This window comes from Citrobacter braakii (assembly GCF_002075345.1).
GTDB classification, from domain to species: Bacteria; Pseudomonadota; Gammaproteobacteria; order Enterobacterales; family Enterobacteriaceae; genus Citrobacter; species Citrobacter braakii.
In genome coordinates, this window is sequence record NZ_NAEW01000001.1 from 610797 (window position 1) to 629254 (window position 18458).

Consider the following 18458-nt stretch of genomic DNA (forward strand, 5'->3'; position numbering starts at 1 on the left):
CTCCTTTTATTAGATAATTTTTGACATTGCACCAAGATAAACAAGTGCAAAGAGATTAAACGATAGAACATAACCGTAGTGCATTTTAAAACTGGTGTTACTGGGTGATACATTCAGACTGTTTGCGGCGAAAATAGCATTGATCGATACGGGAGAAATAAGCTGAGTTGCAATAAATAAGCAAATCCATATCTGATAATCAACCATCCCCCCCGTAAGATAATCAGAAAATATCGACCATGCGATACTAAAGATAATCAGTGGATGGATACCTAATAAACCAAAAAGCGGTACGATGAACAAAATAATCGCGTAGATCTGCAACGTTGTCAGCCCGCCAACATAAGCAGTGATACCCTCAGGTACATGGGAAAAAAGCAGCCAACAAACTGAGGTCAACACACTACAGCTTAAAAGCAACAATACCTCACCGGATATATTCTGTGCTGATTCAGTTAATTGCTCAGCCCAGGGTTTATCCTTTTTAACCAGATGATCGACAACAAAGAGCACGACTGCTGTAAAGGCAATACTTTGCAGTGAATTAAGATTCAGTACCGTTAATGAAAAAATGAATACTCCCCAGAACAGACCTACACATAGCAGGATATACCGCATCCCATCACGGCTGGGTGTCACCGTCTCGTTTTCAGCAATTACCGTCACTTTTGCGCTTTGGTTGAACAAGATACTGAATAAAAAGAGAGGGATACCCACCAGCATCGCCTTAAGATGCGGTACGTCAGGCATTGCCGCCCAAACGGCAGCAGCGCCGATGGTGGTTGGCATCAGTACCATCGTAATGCATACGGTGCGCGTAATAATCTTTGCCAGGTTGAATCTTGGCCCAATAACTGACTTGAGGCCATCGAGCAGCAATGATATTGCCCCCAGACTCATTGGCCATGTTAAGAACGCCGTCAATAACGTAACCCCAAAAGTCATGTTCGATGTTTTTCTACGCGAAAAATATCCTCCTAGAACAGCTGTAAAATTAAGAGAGGCCATGACTTGTCGTAATAAGGCAATACCAACAAGCAGTAAAATCACATCAAAATATCGCGAAAAAATTGCAGGGAGCACAATGCCTTTCAGGTTGTTGGTAGCAAGAAGAAACATCATCGAGCAGAGAAAAATAATCACACCACTTCTGGCGGATGATTTTTTTGACCAGAAAGCAAATGTCGATGCGAAGTAGAGCACGGCGGTAACTCCCGCAATAGCCGACATCGCCGCATGTTTATCCGTCAACGCACAAGCGAACAGAAATACCAGCAATGATGTTATCGCTAACGCAGGTTGCAATGATTGCCACGCCTTGCCACGGGCCTGGATTTGCTCAGTCTGCATTTATCGCTACCTCTGGCTGAGCCTGCCGCACCATCATTTGATGATACATATCTGCGACACAACGGCCTGCATCAACCAGGAATCTTGAATTAACCAGCGGACGTGGCAGGACGTAGGTGTAAAAATTCGCGCCTTCCGCAGGATTGCCCAGCACCCAAAAAGCCGTCTGCGCTTCCCCCATGCGATTAATAGGATGCTGGCATTGATCGATATCCAGCCCACCCGGGTGATACCCCTCATTCATAAATGGACGAACAATACCATTGGCTGTCATATTTCTGATTAACGGTGAAGCGTCATGTAGTGGCGAAAAACTGGCAATTTTCGCCTTGATTAAAACATCAGCCTGAATCTCAGTACTCTCTTCTTTAAAAGGTGAGTGAACTTCGAATTTTCCTTCGCAGTCGTTCAATACTAACCTTGAATCTTTACCACCGGCCAGACTCACCACATTCGCTTCCATTAATGCTAATAGTTGTTCATTTCTTAACTTCGGCGGGCCAACGGCAATGCGGTTAAAAATAGGATTAAAATGCTCAAGGAAATACTGATGTGACCGCGATTCAAGCCCTGAATTATCAATCGCTTCTCGTAAAATATCCCTGACATCACGAATAATGTCTGTCGCCGCTTTGATCGGGCCATGGACATTGCCCTCCTCAGACTCCTGGAGATCTTTACGCAGGAAATACATAAACCATTGAGTATAATCCTTTAAACTCAGATGTTCCTGTGATTGATGTGGATAAAGCACACTGTCAATTACCGCGATGTCTTCAGCGCTCGGTTCATAAGAGCCAGCATCTAACCACTGCCCATTTAGGGTTGAACGATAGGCATAACACATTTCTTTATGCAGTAAGGGGAAAACTTGTTCAAGAAAATCGATTTTTGAAGATCCTTTCTCAAACACATTTTTCAACCGCAATTCTCTGATAGCCATTGCCGTTAAGAAGCGTGGGGAGTACTGCCCAGAAACGCCTTTTTGATTCGCGCCGCGACTGCTAAAAGGTAGAGCCTTACGTGAATAGATAAAAATACCCGGTTCTTTTCCGGAAGGATGATAGCGAAGCTCACCCTCTTCCCGGCTAAATTTTCCACCCCTGCCGATAGTGAGTTGCGAAATGACATCATAGGCAGTCAGACCAATACCCTGAACAATCACATTTGATTCCGCTGTTATTTTATTCAAATTATTTATTGGATAAGGAGTCGAATAGTAGTCCAGGCGTTCATTTTTCTTATAATTATTGGCAATAAATCGTTCAACAAGATGATCGTCAAACGTTTTGGCGTTGTCGCTGTGACCAGTGGTTAAATAGACGTAATCGGCCACCACACGCTGACTGTCTTCCAAGACAATAATAGACTTCGCATCGTCCTGAATCAGAATGTTGTTGGCCTGCTGATTTATCTGTGTAACCGAGATATTGTCAGGCAAACTTTTGATAGTTTCGTGATAAAACCAATTTAAGTATTCACCTAATAATCGACGAGGTAAATAATCGTTGGCGTCAATTGGTTTGCCAGCCACGTCTTTTAAATAACGGCCATCAACATTTTTATAGCCCTGCTCATTAACCCACTGATGAAAACATGGCCCTGAACGGAAAGATCCGGCATTTTTTACCGTCGCATCACCAAATAATGTTATCTGGCAAGCAACGGTGTTAACCAATAAATGGTCGGGCTGCGATAAACTGTGCGCACCTACACCCATCGCATTTTTATCAACGATAACAATATTAATATGTTCGTTCTGTTTACGTTGTGCATGCTGAGCACAAATCCTTTCCAGAATACTAAGCCCCCGAGGCCCCATTCCTATAATAGCAACGGTTGTCTTTTTCATTCTTTGCTCCAACTTTGAGAGTATTTAACTTTGCTGTGTTGAACATAGCTAATCCCTGCTGCGATAAATAACGCACAAGCGCCAGATAATATTGAAATAGTCATCCCGTTTTTATTGTTCTGAAACGCACTCACGATTAATGGCCCGGCAATTTGCCCAATGCCATATGTTAACGTCACCAGACCCAGAAGATTAATTTTCTGTGGTGCAGAAATCTTTTTCGCGAGTGGCATAACGAGAGAACTGGTTCCCATGAAAGTTGCACCAAAGCCAATACAACTCAAGGTCAATAAAAGCGGGGAATGGATAAACGAGGCCATCACAACGCAGCTCGCCTGCACAATTAAGTTAACACTCAGGCAGGACAATATGCTCCACTTGCGTGCAGCCCATAACCAACCATAGCATCCTGGGATAACGGCAAGGCCAACAATAGACCAGATATGGTTGGCCAGAAATTCATTACCCACTCCCCGGGCCATTAAAGGGAGATAAGTAGCTACAATGATATAACCGAAGCCTGCCAGTCCATATAACAATGCTAAATTCCACCACTGGATGTTCGGCTCGGATGACGAAGCTTTTTTCTGAGGAGGTAGAACGTGTTTATTTGCAGGCAGCAAGATAATCAGCGCGATGAAGAGTACAGCTGAAATGATTGACGCGCCGATCCATAGTAGCTTTGAATTTAATGCATATGCGATACCGGCTATAACATATTCATTGCCTATAAAAATACCCACCCCGACGCCGGCAAACAAAGAAGCAATGACAAACGGATTATGGGTATGCTGTAGCATAAGCATCGACCCGAATATCATCATGCCTGCGCTGGCAACACCGGCGATAAATCGAATAACAATTACTATATCAGGGTGCGTGACTACTGCCATCGCAAAAATAAGCAGGCCGGTGACTAATGCAGCACAAATTAACATCGTTTTGATATTCTTCAGGCCACCAAAAATACCAAACGAGAACAGGAGGCTGCCAACCAGGTATCCGGCGTAATTCGCGCTTGCGATTAACGATAATTGCGAAAAATTAAAAATGCCTTCATGCAACATGACCGGCAGCATCGGAGTATATAAAAACCGACCAATTCCCATCCCCAGCGTTAAAACAATCATACCGAAGACAGCCGTGCTCAACTGGCGATGGCCAATAACATTGTGATCAAGATCCATTTTTCAGGCTCAATATGTCAATCAGATTTGATTGTTATGTTACATAAAGAAATGATAATAAAAAGTTAATAAAAAAGACGAAAACCTTCACTTTGAGTGACAGACACGATGAACAGTACCTCATTAAATTTGTTTAAAACCGTCGCGGAAACCGGCTCTATCACCGCAGCAGCCCGTAATCTGCACTGCGTTTCTTCAAACGTCACGACGCGGCTCAAGCAACTGGAGTCCAGCCTGGATGTTTCGTTGTTTGTTCGCGAGAAGAATCGTCTTCACATCACCCCTGAAGGTGAACTGCTTCTGCGTTACGCTAACAAAATCCTCGCGCTTTTAGACGAAGCCGAGTTGTCTATGCAGGGAACGAAAGCGGCTGGCCCTCTGCGCATTGGCGCAATGGAAACCACTGCCGCCGTCCGACTTCCTGCTTTGCTGGCAAACTTCCACCGTGAAATGCCCTCCGTAGAATTAAACTTAAAAACGTCACCGACAGATGTGTTAGTTCGTCAGATCCAGAATAGTGAACTTGAAATTGCCTTCGTCGCTGACCACAAGGCGTTGCACGTAGACAATTCAAGGCTACAAACGCAGGTGCTGTGTCAGGAAACCCTGGTTCTGGTTACGGCCGCAGAGCATGGTGATGTCGTGACGGGAGCCGATCTGGAGGTGACAAGGCCGCTCGTCTTTGTGAAAGGATGTAATTATCGTTCCCGGCTTGGGCAATGGTTACGGCTACAAAATGTCGATTATGACGACCCGCTGGAGTTTGGTTCTTTTCAGGCAATACTTGGTTGCGTAAGTGCCGGAATGGGCATTGCATTATTGCCTGAGAGCGTCGTCAAACAGTATGAAACGAGCTTCCCCATACGGTGCCACTCTATTACTCCTCACATTGGTAATGTCAATACTATGATGATATGGCTTAAAAATCGTGAGGTTAGCCGGGTATTGAATTGCTTTGTTTCCTTTGTTTCATCCCACTGAGGTATTCCACAACCATATTGTGCCGTTAGGGCTTTTGGGCTGGTAAATACTCTATATGGATCTATTATCGATGCAGGCTTTCAGTTTCAGGATTGACTAATGCAATTTAATAGAGTTGCTGAAGATTTCTTTCCTGGGATTGGTCAAGAAATTTGACCACTGTTTTGTAGTAAGAACGGCATCTGCTCTCTGATTCGTTCGTTGCCAGTCTGCCATTGGCACAGGGCTGCTGTTGCAGCCCTGACAACCTTAGACTTCAATCGATTCAGAGATCTCTAACGCATCATCGACTTCAATGCCCAGATAACGGCGATCCTGTTGTGCTCCAGCATCCTGCACGGCAATTGACCCTGACGGGGAATAACATGTTGATATGCAAAAATGTTCCTAACAAAATTGATTTCAGTTACATCGAGGCTAACGGCTACGCTGACAGACCCAAGGACTGCCACGAGTAAGACTGGCAGTAATACTTTTCGACGCTTGTCATATCGCTTGTGGTAATAGAGGCGCAAAATCCCTCAAGTCAGGGGCTAATGTGTTTTATTACTTTTGGATTTCATCATTTCATAGCCAAACTATTCTAATCATTTTCAGCTTCCTGCCAGAAAGCGGGAAAAGTACTATTGTTCAGGCTTTAACAAAACAGTTAAACGCTCTGTACTTGAGAAGAGCTCCAATGATTATTATCTTGGGGGAGTTAGCAACGCCAGCCCCTGGAACTCAGTTTCTCGCGAGTTGGACCTTGAAAGTAGATACTACCTATATGGCAACTACGCGGTTGAGCGAGCACAAAACGAATTGTTTCCCAGACTGAGCGTCCATTTAATAAACGTTCCCCCATTCTGGATTGACTATCGACAAACGTATCTAACCCGGTAAGTTCGAAATCCGGTGGATACAACCCGGTCACACGTATATTTTCTTCGGACAACTGGTGTGACAGTTTAGATGTGAATCCGCTAAGCCCGTGTTTGCTGGCAAAAAAAGCGGGATGCGCAATTGAATCCGTAAAATTCGGAATCCCACATGAAGATATTATTGAGACGACATCCGCGCTTTCTGAACGTCTTAACCCAGGCAACAATGCATGAGTCAGTAAAATCGCACCTGTCAGGCCTGAACTGACGGTATTGATAATTTCTGCGTCTGGTTGATCGTCTAACGTTCCTGACAGCCACTGGGCGGCATTAAGGATTAAAATGTCGATGGGCTTGTCTGAAGTTAACAACTGAGAAGAAAACTGCGAAAGGGATTCAGGCTGGGTTAAATCACAGATATATCCTTTTGCAATCCCGCCTTCAGCCGCGATGATACTGCAAGTTTTTTGAATATCATCAGCACGCCGCGCGCAAAAATCCACCTCGACGCCTTCTTGCGCCAGCCACACGCACAGCGCCTGACCAAATCCTCCACCTCCACCCGTAATTACAGCTCTTTTACCTCTTAGCATCTTCATCCATCCTTTTCTTTATGACTATGTGTGGATATAGATATACATGAGGAGGTGGATTGGCATCTTTCAATTAGTGCCATTTTTACATGAGGAATAGGGATAGGGGACTTGCAAAGCCAGCATCTGGCGCGGAGCGGACTGAGCGTTAGATTATTATATTCTCTGCAAGGATATGTATGCGCTATACACCAATTTTAATTGTGCTATTTAGTCAGTAAATTTGTTTAGAATACCATTCCTCTTCTGTTTATAAAGACAAGAAGAGGGATGTGCTAATCATTTAGATATCAGTAGCCTGCAGCCCTGTTGGCTTCTTTGATGCGATTGTTTCTTGCGTCTTTATCGTGTTGGTCTTTTGCCTGCATTATCCCACTTGCAGCATCCACCCAATCATTTGCGGTACAACCTGACAATACAATACTCAACATTAATGCAAACGCATACTTCATTTTAACTCCATCATTCATTATTGTATAAATAGCGTCTGTGTAATGCTCAATGTATTTGACGCTAATGCGGTTAATTTAACAAATAATCATATCTCAGGCAAGGTGAGGATTTCGAACCCGTACATGTAATGGGTAATTCATAATGATTAGCTGAAATAATTGAAGGGCCGGGTAGAAATAGCACTGCATAAAAAACGACATATCGTATTGCGCGGATTATTAAACAGCGAATTAATTAGCCTCTGTGACAGAGGTTATCTTTACGCGTCAACGCATAGCTGCGCCACTCCCGGCGATTGTCATTCGTCGGGAGCTATCTTTAATTATCGAACCTGTAGTGCTTCGAGTTCAGAACACCGGCAAACCCAGCCCTTGCTTTACTTCTTTTAATGTCTGCTGCGTGACCTCGTGCGCCTCTTCGCTTCCTTTTTTGAGCATCGCCATCAGCATACCTTTATCCTGGATGTAGGTTGTCCGCCGCTCGCGCATCGGGGCGATAAGCTCCTGCAAGCACATCTCCAGCTCGTTTTTGCATGTCCGGTCACCCAGCCCGCCGCGCTGATAATGTGCTTTCATCTCCGCCACTTTCGCTTTATCCGGATGAAAAGCATCGAGGTAAGTAAATACCATATTGCCGTCAATCTGCCCCGGATCGGACACTTTTAGATGATTGGGATCGGTGTACATTGCGCTGACCGCATGATGAATGGCCTCTTCGCTGGCGGACAGGAGTAGAGTGTTGCCGAGCGATTTTGACATTTTGGCATTACCGTCGATCCCTGGAAGACGGCTGGTCTCACTCAGTAGCGCTTTACAATGCGACAAGACAGAGGTCGGTAACAGATTATTCATCTTATGCACGATCTCATTGGTCTGTTCGATCATGGGCAACTGATCGTCGCCGACGGGAACCACCTCGGCTTTGAAAGCGGTAATATCTGCTGCCTGGCTGATGGGATAAACCAGAAAGCCAACCGGTAACGAGCGGGCAAATCCTTTCTGCGCAATTTCGTTTTTGACCGTAGGATTTCGCTCCACGCGAGCCACGGTAACAATGTTCATATAAAGCGCGGTCAGCTCAGCGAGGGCGGGCAGGGCCGACTGCAGACAAATGGTGGTGAGTGACGGGTCGATTCCTGCGGCGAGGTAATCAGCCAGCACTTCGGGAATATTGTTGCGGATCTTTTGTGGTGTGCTGCCGTTATCGGTTAGCCCTTGCAGGTCAGCAACCAATATAAACTGCTGATAATCATGTTGCAGCGTGGCGCGCTGGCGCAGAGAGCCAACATAGTGGCCGAGATGCAGCGGGCCAGTGGGACGATCGCCAGTGAGGATGATAGTTTTGTTGTTCATGTAAGACTCCTTAATCAAAAAACCGAAAGGGGTCTTTAAATGCAAATAACCGCCTTTCGGCGGTTATTTAAAATGGGGAAAACACATTCTGACCGCCTTTAAGAAGGCAGCCACCACAGGTTGTGATTAAACGCGGTGATATTGTGTTTTGTGTTCATCCAGTCAACATATCACCGCCTGGCTCAGAGGTAAAGCAATGCGCGGCGTACTGGCGTATCTTAGCTCGCTTCCAGCATGCCAAAGCTCACGATGCGCGAACGGCCTAACTCTTTCGCGCGATACAGCGCCACGTCTGCGGCGCGCAGAAGATTGTCGCTCTGGGCGTGCTGCGGATAGCTGGCAACGCCGATAGAGACATCAACGTGACCAATCTCTGAGAGTCCAAAGCGCAGCGACAGTTCGCGTACACCATTATAAATATCTGTCGCAAAGCGGTTGGCGGCCTGCTCATCCGTATTGGCCAGCAACACCAGAAACTCTTCACCGCCGTAGCGGAAGGCCATGCCGCTGTCATGGACAACGCGCTGAATAGTAGTGGCGATACTTTTTATCACGCTATCGCCCGCCTCATGGCCAAAGCGGTCGTTAATATTTTTGAAATGATCAATATCGATCATCAGGCAACTGATTGGCTCTTTGTTACGCACTGCCTGGCTCATCTGGGTGCGCAGCGTATCTTCCAGATGGTGACGGTTGCGCAGGCCGGTTAGCGGGTCGTAGAGCGCTTTCTCCAGCAGCGCATCACGCAGGCGCTGGTTGGCTAACGCCAGACCGAGTGCTTCCGCCATCAGTTCCAGATACGCGCGAGAGGGAGCGGAATCATTGCTGAGGTTCTGGAATGAGAGCAGGCCGATGGCTTCACCCTGGGCAATCAGTGGCACGCACAGGGTATGCTGCTGGCATGATTCCGGTAGATGGTAGCAGGCGATATCGGGTTCGCCTTGCACCGGTGGATGGCTCTGACCGCGGCGCACAGCCCAGCATTCGTCCGGGTGGAAAGCATCCGCTTTGCCCTGCGGTGAAAGCCATTGCGCAACGCAGCGCATCTGCCAGGGCTCTCGATCCAGTATGTAAAGCCGCCCGGCAATACCGGGAGCAACATTCGGCGCAAACAGCTCTGCCACATTAATGACATCGGCAAAATTCTCGCAGCCTTGCAAACGTTGAGTCATACGTGCGAGCAGCTCGCGGATTGCCCAGTCGGCGTCTCGTTCTTTCTCCAGTCGCTGACGTGCCAGGCCGTTCTCGCGAAAAATGCGGATCGCCTGCGCCATATCGCCGATTTCGTCGATCTGATTAAAGCTGGGTGTCTCAACGGCGTAATCCTGCGATGCCAGACGGTTAACCACATCGCTCAAACGCACCACGGGACGCAGTACGCGGCGTTTTAAAATAAAGCCGAGAACGAACAAAAATAGCAGCGCCGTCAGCCCGACCATCACTTCCGAAGCCGTACGTAGCGTGCGCGATGTCTGAGTGGCATCTTCAATGGTGTTGCGTACGCGGCTGTCGAGTAACTGACGGAAATGATCTATCCGGTCCTGGGCTCGCTCCAGTTCCTGTTCATAGGATTTGCCATACAGCAGGGCGATGGCCTGCGACTCTTCTCCGCGCGCGACGCTGGCAAGCGCCGCAGCTTGCTCATCCTGCAGGGCATCAACAATCTGCAGCCCTTCATGCAATAGCGCCAGTTCTTCATCCGTCGCCCCAATGTCTTTTAGTTTCGACAGTCGCTGTTCAACGGCTTTCAGCGACGCTTCTTTCTGGCGGTAGGCGTTAAGCGCTTCCGGGTCTTTTGCAATAACATATTCGCGTGCCAGATCGGACAGCGACCAGGCATCGAGCTCGACTTCTTCGGTCAGTTGATCGAATTGATAACGCTGCTCCACCACCTGGCGTTCGGTGTTATCGGCGCTGGAGGCCATCAACATGACAACGCCGGAGGCTATGGTCAGACACACCGTCGCGCTGTAGGCCCAGTTGGTGATTGTGGCAATTCGCACTGATTAGTTCCTTCTGCGACGATTAATGAATAAGCATGATTGAAATTATAGGAAACGTATGATTTTGCGTGAAAATAAAAAAGGCGGTCTCAGGACCGCCTTCTGTTATCGTCCTGCCATCATAAATCTGGAGGATTTTTTCCTTCTTCCATAAAGGCTTCGTCGATTCCTTCCACGTTACCTTCATGATCGCGCCCGGAAAACAGGTTCCAGCAGGTAATGAACAGTGCGGCAATCAGGGGGCCAATCACAAAGCCGTTAATGCCGTAGATCTCCATTCCGCCGAGAGTGGAAATCAGAATCAGATAATCCGGCATTTTGGTGTCTTTACCCACCAGTAGCGGGCGCAGGATATTGTCCACCAGCCCGACGATAATCACGAAGAAGCCAACGATAAACAGCCCTTGCCACAGCTGGTGCGTGGCGAAGAGGAAGATTGCCGCAGGTACCCAGACGATCGCTGAGCCGACCGCGGGCACGAGGGAGAGAAACGCCATCAGCGCGCCCCACAGGACGCTGCCGTCGATGTCGACAATTGCAAACGCGATGCCGCCAAGAATACCCTGAACCAACGCCACGACCGCTGTACCCTTGACCGTTGCCCGCGTCACGCCGACGAATTTGGCAAACAGGTGCTGTTTGGCAAAATCAGAAAGCGGTAATGAGTCCAGAATCTGGCGCACCAGGTACGGCCCGTCCTTCAGTAAGAAAAACAGCAGATACAGCATGATGCCAAAGCTAATAGCAAAGCCGAATGTCCCTTTACCAATCAGGAACGCGCTGCCGGCGAGGTACTGTCCACCCTGCAGTACAACGTCGGACAGTTTTTTCTGGATCTGCGCGACGTTATCCAGATTATGTTCTGCGAGGAATCCTCTGGCCCAGTCAGGAAGATACGAAATAATGGCGGTGACCACTTCCGGGAACTGAGTGTCGTTTTGTTGTAATTTGGCATACACCACGTTCAGCTCAATAGCCAACGAGGAGAAGATCACCATCAGTGGGATAAAAACAATCAGACAGATGATGCCGATGGTGAGCAGTGACGCCAGCCCGTTACGTTCGCCAAGCGCGCTGCGCAGTCTGTTTTTCACCGGGTTAAAGATGGTGGTTAAGATTGCGGCCCACAAAATGGCAGAGAAATAGGGAGACAACACATCGAAGAACGCCCAGGTCACGAGGGCAAGTATGAAAATGAAGAAACCTTTAGTCAGTCCGTTAAATCGCATTAGTGAACCCTGTAATGAGAAGCAGTCCCGACTATAGAACCGTTCAGGGGAATTACCAACTTTCGCTGCGCATATTTTCTTAAATTGGTTAACCTGTTTTTCGTAGGGAGCCTGCGACAGATAAATAACGTACGCTATGATTTATTAGTGAAACAGTCATACTTTTCTTCCCGAAAAAGGGCGTCAAAAAAAGAGGGGGCGTTATGAACACTCAACCTGTAATCGGGATTAGTGGATGTTTAACCGGCTCAGCCGTGCGATTTGACGGCGGGCATAAACGGATGGGATTTGTGATGGACGAGCTGGCTCAGTGGGTGACTTTTAAACCTGTCTGCCCGGAGATGTCTATCGGTTTGCCTGTACCACGCCCCGCGTTGCGTTTGGTTCAAACCGCCCAGGGGAATATCCGCATGTGTTTTAGCCATGCGCCTGGTGAGGATGTAACCGATAAAATGTCCGATTTCACCGCTTCATATATCAATGGGCTTGGCGGTCTGTCGGGTTTTATCGTCTGTGCTAAATCACCGAGCTGCGGAATGGAGAGAGTGAGGCTGTATGACGAAAAGGGAAATCGCGGGCGAAAAGAGGGAACCGGTCTGTTTACCGGCACCTTAATGGAAACCTACCCGTGGTTGCCGGTCGAAGAAGATGGCCGCTTGCACGATCCGGTGCTGAGGGAGAACTTTGTCGAGCGAGTGTTCGCGTTACATGAGCTTAATATGCTGCGAGCCACTGGTCTTACTCGCCACGGTTTACTCAACTTCCATAGCCGCTATAAGCTCCAGCTTTTGGCTCATCACCAGGCGGGTTACCGGGATATTGGCCCTTTCGTGGCCTCGCTCCATCAATGGGATGATTTGGACGCTTTTTTCGTGGTATATCGCGAAAAGCTAATGGCGATCCTCAAAAAGCCCGCCTCACGGAAAAATCATACCAACGTACTGATGCATATTCAGGGCTACTTCCGCGATCGGTTGAACACCCGCCAGCGCGGAGAGTTGCGTGACGTTATCCTCAACTATAGCGGCGGACTGCTGCCAATATTGGCGCCACTGACTCTGCTCAAGCACTACCTTGCTGAATACCCAGACAGCTATTTACTTACCCAGAACTATTTTGATCCTTATCCGAAGGATTTAGCCCTACGGTTAATGATTAATTAGCCTGATAGCGAGTAAATCTGGGGCAAAAATATCCGTTGTTCGCGAAGGTTATCCCTGCTGTTTTCTGATGCGTTTAAGCAGGGATAACTTTCACGGTGTGTAATCGATGATAAAAATGCGGCCCTGCACCCACGGGCAAATGTGCCGGCCGCGATTTAACCGTTTCTAATTTCTTCATCGATACAAGGCTGAGGTTTGCCAAACAGATATCCTTGCGCGAAATCGCAGCCCAGAGCCTGAAGTCTTGTCAGTTGCTCCTGCGTTTCAACACCTTCTGCAACAGCTTTCATATTGAGAGATTTCGCCATGCCCGTGATCAGTTTGATGATAGTCAGGGCGTCTTCCTGCGTAGATATCGAATGCACAAAGGACTTGTCTATTTTGATTTTATCGAAGGCCAGTCTGCTGAGGCGCGAAAGAGAAGAGTATCCGGTACCAAAATCATCGATGGAGATTTTTACCCCCAGGGCCCGGAGCTTATTAAGCGTATTTATCGGCGTAGCACTCTCGGTAAAGAGAGAGGATTCAGTCACTTCCAGTTCGAGGCGGTCAGGTGGAAGTCCAGTTTCTTTCAAAATGGTTAACACGATTCCTGCAAAGGCCTTGCTGCTTAGCTGGACAGGGGAGACATTGACTGAAATTTTAGCCGGAACCGCCCAACCCGCGGCTTCCCTGCAGGCAATTTCGAGCACCGCTTTCCCCATCTCATTAATCATCCCTGTTTTTTCAGCAACAGGAATAAAGCTATCCGGCGACAGTAGGCCCTTGAGAGGATGGCCCCAACGAATTAACGCCTCATAGCTGTATATTTTCTGACTGAAAGAATCGACAATAGGCTGGTAATACACCACGAACTCTTTGTTCACTATTGCTAATGCCATATCATGCTCAAGCGTTCTGCTTTCCTGCAGTTTTTCTAACATTCGTTGCCGGAAGACTTTTATTTTGCCAGAGCCTTCATTTTTGGCTTCATAAAGGGCCAGATCGGCAAATTTATAAAGATAGTCAGAGCGACGCTCATTTTCTGAGATAACAATGCCAACACAGGTGGTTATGTTGATAATTGTGTTGTAAATGGTGTAGGGCTGGCTGATAAACTCACATATTTTCTGGGCTCGCGAAACGGCCCGACTTTCTGTCAGACCACTTGAGAGAAACGCAAACTCATCCCCGCCTAAGCGATACAACGTATCCGACGTAAGGCTTGTCGAAATCAGACGATCCGATATCTGGCGCAGTAACATATCACCGGCATCATGACCATACGTATCATTGACCTCTTTGAATCGATCTAAATCAAACAACATCACCGTCACAGCATCGTTATTTTTCTCTGCCATTTCGATTGTTTTATTTAAATCGCTCCAGAATAGCTGGCGGTTATTCATCTCGGTGAGCGAGTCATGGTAGACGTCATATTCCAGCTTGGCATTCTGAATTTGTAGCTTTTCCTTCGATTTTTGCAGTTCTTCGGCAAGACTCTTGACCTGAAGGTGCGCCCGCAGAATATTTCTGTTTTGATAAAAAATGAGCACGCCCAGAATCGCACTCAGTATTATTAGCAGTACAGATGTCGTTGAGTAAATATAGTACAGCGTTTGAATTTTTTGGTTGGCGTTATTAATCGAGTTAACATCTTTGTTTAATGCGCCGGATGAAAGACGGCCAAGTTGTGCATCCAGGGTATGCATTTTTTTCAGATACGCCTGGAGTGCTGGACGGTTCATTTTCTCGAGATTATCATCCAGATAACTAAGGGTATTTTCAAGTGTTACCGCTAGCTCACGGTGGGCAATGTTGCTTTCTATGTAGCGCCCCAAATCACCTTCTTTTATCAAATCACTCTGGCTGAGCATAATGTCGAGACGCATGCGTACATCATCAAGATTCATCGTATCATCGATAGTGTAAAGACCAAGCAACGATTCAAATCGGTAATATTGAGATACCAACTGAGCGGCAGACCAGGAATCGGTGTAGTGAGTCAGTTTCTGTAGCTCTTGTTGCCTTTCATGCACAAGGAAAGAGATATATCCGGTCGATATAAAAAGAAAAAAGATGATGCCAGCCAGTATTCTGTTCATGATGTTCCTCTGAACGCTTACTCAATATCCATACTACTGACCTGCCATGCAGACCTTGAATAATAAATCTGATTATTTAGTTCCGGCATGCTGTCATAGGGGTACACAATGAATAATGGGCCCTTATCACGGATGCGCATATATTTTCCGTTGATTTTTAAAGCAAGGATGGCATTGTATTTTTTGAAATCACTGAGAGGGATAACGGTGGTGTAGTCATTAAGCGCAGTAACCTTTACAACGGAGCCGCTCGCTCCAACATAATCCATGAGTTTTTGTAGTGGAATACCCGTAAAGGTCGTACGTCCATTATACCAGGGGGAGGTGGTCTGAAAACTTACCATGCCCAGCTTCTCAAGGCTGGCGGTATCAAAAACCGCTTTCCCGTCTTCATTTGTATTTTCAATATTACCGGATAACGTTAAAAGAACTTTACCGGTGGGCCTGGAAAGTTCACCCGCCCAAAGCTGGGTGGAGAGCACAACGCTTACCAACATGACTATTAACCGCATTCTAACCTCACCAATCAGCCGGATGTAAAAGAATTATAATTTAGATATCACGCTATTTATATATTCCGCCTGTCTATTATTGATGATGTGAATTTATTTGTATTTTAATTCATTTAAATCAATGGGTTGCCATGCTTAATGGTTATGAATATTTATTAAATCAGGCGAAGTCTGTTATTAACGGACGGTGATTTTTGTTGTGTCTGTACAAAAAACAATCACTCTGTGGTTGTTAAAAAATCACACGATCATAAAGGTTTATTTTTTTGTGCAGCGACAGGGAATCGTTGTTTTATCGGCGGGTAACCTTGTTGAATAAATCGAACTTTTGCCTATTCCCGGGATTAGATTACACAGGCGTAGCAGACGTTCAAAAATAGTCAATTATCAGGAATTCAAAATACGCAAAACCACCTACAGGATCGTCAGCAACTTAATGAACTTATCAATGGCTGGATGCACCGCGATTGGGGGAATATGCCGCGCTGGCTTGCTGCATGAGCCAGGCGGATATACCTTGCTGAACGCCGCATAACCGGGTTTATTCGACAGCCTGAGCCGACTGGCGGGCATACAGATACGCGGTTGCTCTGGAGACGCCCAGATGCTGCGCCACTGTGTCCATAGATTTTCGTACGTTCAGCAAACCGTCTTTGCGTAATTGTTGAATCAGTCGTTTACGGTCTTCAGGTTTCAGGGCGCGGGCCGTCGTTGCGCATTTAGCGGCAAAGTCATCGATACGCTGGCGGATGACTTCGTTACTGCCGGGATCGATATGTTCCTTTATGGGAGAGTCAGCGGTTTCAGTAAAACGCGCAAGGGCACTCTGCATGCCACGAAACAGCGTCATATCCACGTTCAGACAGAGTGCTGCTACGTATTTGCCTTCGTCATCCTTGATGCCGATGGAGGTACTTTTCACCGGGCGGCCATCGGCAAACTGGTTGCTGTAGTTGGCTATAATGCTGGGAAATTCAGGCGATGCGATTCGCGCCAGACCCAGTTCTGTTGCCGGTTGGCCGGGTTCTCGCCCGGACAGGTTATTATGGATGGATAAAATGGCATGTTCAGGATTTTTGAGATCATGAACCACCACTTCGCAAAACGGAGAGAAGGTCTCGCTCAAGCCCCTGGCGATAGTGTCAATTTGGCTGAGAAGTGAGTTGTTATCGGTTTTTGGCATGCCAGTCTCCTGCGGTGATGCCTGTTGCCATGATTGCGGGCAGTTTACAGTGAGCAGGGTTCGCTTTTCCAGACGCGAGTGTTCAGACGGTAATAAGGTATCCGCATGGCAGATACCTTCTTGATTACCCGGCAAGGAATTCACTGTAGCGGCTGATATCCACGTTCCCGCCGCTGATGATAATGCCGATTTTCTTGCCGCGAAGTTCAGCTTTGCGCGCTCTGGCGGCGGCAAAACCCAGACAGCCAGTCGGCTCCACGACAATTTTCATTCGCTCAGCGATAAATTTCATCGAGGCGACTAATTCATCGTCTGAGACAGTCAGAATATCGTGCACATTTCGCTGGATAATCGGAAACGTAATATTCCCGAGATGTTGGGTCTGAGCACCGTCAGCAATGGTTTTCGGCGTATCGATATGAACAATCTTTCCGCTGCGAAACGATTGTTGACCATCGTTTCCTGCCTCCGGCTCGACACCATAGATGATGCAGTCAGGTGACAGATGTTTGGCTGCCAGTGAGGAGCCCGAAAGCAGGCCGCCACCGCCCAGACACACGAAAAGAACGTCTAGCTGACCCACTTCTTCAATCAGCTCTTTTGTGGCGGTACCCTGGCCCGCAATCACGTGCGGATGGTCGTATGGCGGGATCAGCGTCAATCCTTGTTTCTCTGCCAGCTCCCGCCCGATTTTTTCACGATCTTCAGTATAGCGATCGTAAATCACCACATTTCCACCATAGCCTTTTGTGGCTGCAACTTTAGCCGCCGGGGCATCATGCGGCATGATAATCGTCGCCGGGATCCCCAACAATTTTGCCGACAGGGCAATGGCCTGCGCATGGTTGCCGGACGAAAAGGTGACGACGCCCGCAGCGCGTTGTTCTGGCGTGAACTGGCGTAACGCATTCATGGCTCCGCGAAATTTAAACGCGCCCATTCTCTGGAAGTTTTCGCACTTGAAGAAAACTTCAGCACCAAATTCGTCATTAACCGTTCGGGAGGTCATCACCGGCGTTTTGTTGGCATAGTCGGCGATGCGCTCTGCCGCGGCGGCAACATCGTTATAATCAGGCAGTGTCATTTCAGTCATTGTTGTTCACCTGTATGTCGTTAAACGTCATGCTTGTGGGGCCAGGGCTATAGCTTCAACTTCCAGCGCGAAACCATAATGAAGTTCTGCAACGCCCGCTACCGCGCGGGAGGGCCGGAAATCACCGATCCACTCCCCATAGATTTTGTTAAACGTTGGCCATTGGTTGATATCTGTCACATAGACGCGTACTGACACCAGGTGCTGTCGAGAAATCCCAGCGCCAGCCAGGCAGGCATCAATATTCTGCAGTACCAGCCGCGTCTGCTCTTCAAAAGAGGCATCCGTTTTTTTTTCGCCATCACTTGTGACCGGCAACTGACCAGAAATGAAGACGAATCCGCCAGCCGTTGTACTGTGTGAGTAATGACCTGCAGGCGGAAAACCTCCTGCAGATGAGTTCAATGTAATGTCCACGGACATAAGTGAATCTCCTGTAGTTATTGATAATCCATTTTGTATAAAATAATACTGTTTGTATTATTTTATACGCTTTCATACCGCGTTCGGCTAGTGATAGTTTTCACAGGTGATGATTTTGTGAACTATGGCAAACGTGACCC

15 protein-coding genes are annotated in these 18458 nt (G+C 47.4%); 2 read left to right on the top strand and 13 right to left on the bottom strand.

Features of this window, described 5'->3' with window-relative positions:
* Nucleotides 1-9: 9 nt before the first annotated feature.
* From BZK42_RS03205 to BZK42_RS03215, 3 genes are read right to left on the bottom strand one after another with little or no spacing between them, the layout of a single operon-like run.
* Nucleotides 10-1350 (bottom strand): hypothetical protein, encoded by a 1341-nt coding sequence (locus BZK42_RS03205; RefSeq protein ID WP_047417697.1) that lies wholly within the window; start codon nucleotides 1348-1350, stop codon nucleotides 10-12.
* Nucleotides 1340-3202: an FAD/NAD(P)-binding protein gene (locus BZK42_RS03210; protein ID WP_080858741.1), complete on the bottom strand. Its 1863-nt coding sequence runs from the start codon at nucleotides 3200-3202 to the stop codon at nucleotides 1340-1342. Before BZK42_RS03210 ends, BZK42_RS03205 begins: the two co-directional genes overlap by 11 nt.
* Entirely contained in the window at nucleotides 3199-4389 is a 1191-nt protein-coding gene (locus BZK42_RS03215) for an MFS transporter (RefSeq protein ID WP_016156407.1), read from the bottom strand. The genes BZK42_RS03210 and BZK42_RS03215 overlap by 4 nt, the downstream gene beginning before the upstream one ends.
* Nucleotides 4390-4497: 108 nt before the next feature.
* On the opposite strand from BZK42_RS03215, the gene BZK42_RS03220 reads away from it, so the two are divergent.
* Entirely contained in the window at nucleotides 4498-5370 is an 873-nt protein-coding gene (locus BZK42_RS03220) for a LysR family transcriptional regulator (RefSeq protein WP_016152964.1), read from the top strand.
* A gap of 700 nt (nucleotides 5371-6070) precedes the next feature.
* On the opposite strand, the gene BZK42_RS03230 is transcribed toward BZK42_RS03220, so the two are convergent.
* The 5 genes from BZK42_RS03230 to BZK42_RS03245 form a co-directional block, all read right to left on the bottom strand.
* Nucleotides 6071-6823 carry an SDR family oxidoreductase gene (locus BZK42_RS03230; protein ID WP_080858743.1) on the bottom strand — a complete coding sequence of 251 codons (753 nt, stop codon included), beginning with the start codon at nucleotides 6821-6823 and terminating at the stop codon, nucleotides 6071-6073.
* A gap of 290 nt (nucleotides 6824-7113) precedes the next feature.
* The gene (locus tag BZK42_RS28905) at nucleotides 7114-7275 is read right to left on the bottom strand and encodes a hypothetical protein (RefSeq protein WP_016156412.1); all 162 of its coding nucleotides are present in this window, start codon (nucleotides 7273-7275) and stop codon (nucleotides 7114-7116) included.
* 348 nt (nucleotides 7276-7623) lie between these two features.
* Nucleotides 7624-8628, bottom strand: coding sequence for a tryptophan--tRNA ligase (trpS, locus tag BZK42_RS03235; protein WP_080858744.1), 1005 nt, complete (start codon nucleotides 8626-8628; stop codon nucleotides 7624-7626).
* 218 nt (nucleotides 8629-8846) lie between these two features.
* Complete coding sequence (locus BZK42_RS03240) at nucleotides 8847-10631, bottom strand: diguanylate cyclase (protein ID WP_047417683.1); 1785 nt, start codon at nucleotides 10629-10631, stop codon at nucleotides 8847-8849.
* Nucleotides 10632-10750: 119 nt separating this feature from the next.
* Nucleotides 10751-11860, bottom strand: coding sequence for an AI-2E family transporter (locus BZK42_RS03245; protein WP_016156415.1), 1110 nt, complete (start codon nucleotides 11858-11860; stop codon nucleotides 10751-10753).
* A 203-nt stretch (nucleotides 11861-12063) separates the two neighbouring features.
* Between BZK42_RS03245 and BZK42_RS03250 the strand changes: the two genes are divergently transcribed.
* Nucleotides 12064-13023 carry a YbgA family protein gene (locus BZK42_RS03250; RefSeq protein ID WP_075849136.1) on the top strand — a complete coding sequence of 320 codons (960 nt, stop codon included), beginning with the start codon at nucleotides 12064-12066 and terminating at the stop codon, nucleotides 13021-13023.
* 155 nt (nucleotides 13024-13178) lie between these two features.
* Here the strand turns inward: BZK42_RS03250 and BZK42_RS03255 are convergent, their stop codons facing one another.
* The 5 genes from BZK42_RS03255 to BZK42_RS03275 form a co-directional block, all read right to left on the bottom strand.
* Nucleotides 13179-15107 (bottom strand): putative bifunctional diguanylate cyclase/phosphodiesterase, encoded by a 1929-nt coding sequence (locus tag BZK42_RS03255; protein ID WP_080858745.1) that lies wholly within the window; start codon nucleotides 15105-15107, stop codon nucleotides 13179-13181.
* A gap of 17 nt (nucleotides 15108-15124) precedes the next feature.
* The gene (locus BZK42_RS03260; RefSeq protein WP_016152974.1) at nucleotides 15125-15619 is read right to left on the bottom strand and encodes a putative pterin-binding protein; all 495 of its coding nucleotides are present in this window, start codon (nucleotides 15617-15619) and stop codon (nucleotides 15125-15127) included.
* Between the two features lie 541 nt (nucleotides 15620-16160).
* Nucleotides 16161-16802 (bottom strand): helix-turn-helix transcriptional regulator, encoded by a 642-nt coding sequence (locus BZK42_RS03265; RefSeq protein WP_080858746.1) that lies wholly within the window; start codon nucleotides 16800-16802, stop codon nucleotides 16161-16163.
* Between the two features lie 124 nt (nucleotides 16803-16926).
* Nucleotides 16927-17895, bottom strand: a complete 969-nt coding sequence (locus BZK42_RS03270; protein WP_080858747.1) for a threo-3-hydroxy-L-aspartate ammonia-lyase — start codon at nucleotides 17893-17895, stop codon at nucleotides 16927-16929.
* 27 nt (nucleotides 17896-17922) lie between these two features.
* On the bottom strand, nucleotides 17923-18318 hold the full coding sequence (locus BZK42_RS03275; RefSeq protein WP_016152977.1) for a RidA family protein: 396 nt from the start codon (nucleotides 18316-18318) through the stop codon (nucleotides 17923-17925).
* Nucleotides 18319-18458: the final 140 nt, after the last annotated feature.